General features: G+C 53.2%; 1 protein-coding gene. It reads left to right on the top strand.

The features are described 5' to 3' along the window. Nucleotides 1-2,087: fatty acid cis/trans isomerase (locus BLU57_RS15605; RefSeq protein WP_090322931.1), on the top strand; the 2,087-nt coding region annotated here is incomplete at both ends.

Here is a 2,087-nt window from a genome sequence, read left to right as displayed (position 1 = left end):
GATGCGCCGTGCCAGCTCAAGCTGGAGAGTTCCGAAGGATTGCTGCGCGGCGCTTTTCGCGAATCGATTTATGTAGGAGCGCGCAAAGAAGCCATGCCTCCTACCCGGATCGGAATCGATGAGTTGACCGTTTCGGGATGGCGTGAGCGCGGTTTTCATTCGGTGCTACAAGCCCACGATGATCAATCCGAGCCTCTGATCGCTGGAATGATATCGCTGACGAAGCAGTATCCATTCCCACCGAATAGCAAAATACCGGATTCAATCAAGCTGGGTATTAACCGGAAAAATCAGTGTGTCTCCAGTGAGAAATTTTCCGATTATGCTCGTGATTATCCGCGCAGCGGCATGCCGTTTGCCGTTACCGGACTCAGCGATCAGGAATATGCGCTGCTGGCCGGCTGGGTCAAACAAGGCGCGGTAGTCACCGATGAACCGGTGATACTGACTAAGGGTGAGAAAGCGTCCATTCAGCAATGGGAGACGTTTTTTAATCGCGCTGATGCTCGTGGCAAACTGGTGATGCGTTGGTTGTACGAACACCTGTTTATGGCGACGCTGCATTTTCCCGATCTGGATGGGGAGTTGCGGTTTTTTGAGTTAATCCGCTCATCGACACCACCCGGCAGGAATATCATCCCGATCTCCACCGTATTTCCCAATGACGATCCCGAGCAATCATTTTTCTATCGCATACGTCCGATTTCCGGCAGCATTCTGCACAAACGGCGGATTCCGTATCCACTGAATCAGGCTAAACAGCGCCGCATCAACGAATTATTTTTCGCTCAGGAATGGCCGATGGGTGATTTGCCGGGGTATAGCTATGCGGAACGGGTGAATCCGTTCGCCACGTTTGCAGCTATTCCGGCTTATGCGCGTTACCGGTTCATGTTGGACAACGCCGAATACTATGTGCGCAATGTTATCCACGGGCCGGTATGCCGTGGTCAGATCGCCACCGATGTGCTACGCGACCGTTTCTGGGTTTTATTCCAGAATCCTGGATCCGACTCTTTCATCACGAATAACGCCTATCAGCATCAAGCCATTCCGTTGCTGGAAATGCCCGGGCAAAACGACGATCTGCTGGCGATGGGCGAGGAATGGCTCCGGTATCTCGGTCATCATAACGATTATCTGGCGCAACGCCGCAGTCAGTATGTCATGCAATTCCCCGGCGGCGCATCGCTGGATCATGTCTGGGACGGCGGCGGCCGGAATAGCGATGCCTTGCTGACCATCGCCCGCCACTACGATAGCGCCTCGGTCGCCAGGGGATTGATCGGCGAAATTCCGCAGACGCTGTGGCTGATGGACTATCCGTTGCTGGAGCGCACTTACTACATACTGGTAGTGAATTACAACGTGTTCGGCAATGTCGCGCATCAACTGCTGACCCGGCTGTATTTCGATCTGATCCGCAATAGCTCGGAACACAACTTTTTGCGCTTAATGCCGGAGGGCCAACGCTCGGTCATACTACACGATTGGTATCAGCACTCGGGCAAACTGAAATACGGCATTTTTTACGAGAAAATCGACGATGTATCGCCCTCGGCGGAGAGCTTTACAAGCGAAAATCCGAAACAAGAGCTTGCTTTGCGGATCCTCCAGCGTTTTGAATCCGTCAATGCAATGGCGAACGATCCGGTCAATCGTTGCCAGATGGAGAAGTGTGCACGCCCGGATCAGCCGCTGTGGGTACAAAAAGCGGATCAGGCATTATCCGCCATCGCCGCCCGCCCGGCAGCCGAACTAGCGGGCATCAACCGTTTGCCGGAAGTGACCTTCGTGCGAGTCAGGTACGGCCAGGATAACCGCACGGTGTATACCTTGCTGCGGGATCGTGCGCATAGTAACGTTGCATTTATATTGGGCGAGGAATTGCGTTTTCAACCGGAAAAAGATCGCCTGACCGTATATCCCGGCATTATCGGCAGTTATCCGAATTTCATTTTCGATGTGCCGGATTCGGATATCGAACAATTTGCATCGCTGCTGGGTATCGCTGAAAAGGAAGAACACTTCGAACATATTGTGAACAGATGGGGCGTGCGGCGCACGCACCCGCAGTTCTGGGAAAT

The sequence above is a fragment of the Nitrosomonas oligotropha genome (assembly GCF_900106555.1).
In the GTDB taxonomy this organism is placed as follows: domain Bacteria; phylum Pseudomonadota; class Gammaproteobacteria; order Burkholderiales; family Nitrosomonadaceae; genus Nitrosomonas; species Nitrosomonas oligotropha_A.
The sequence above is the reverse complement of the archived record's forward strand: the minus strand, read 5'-3'. Positions and strand labels throughout refer to the sequence as shown.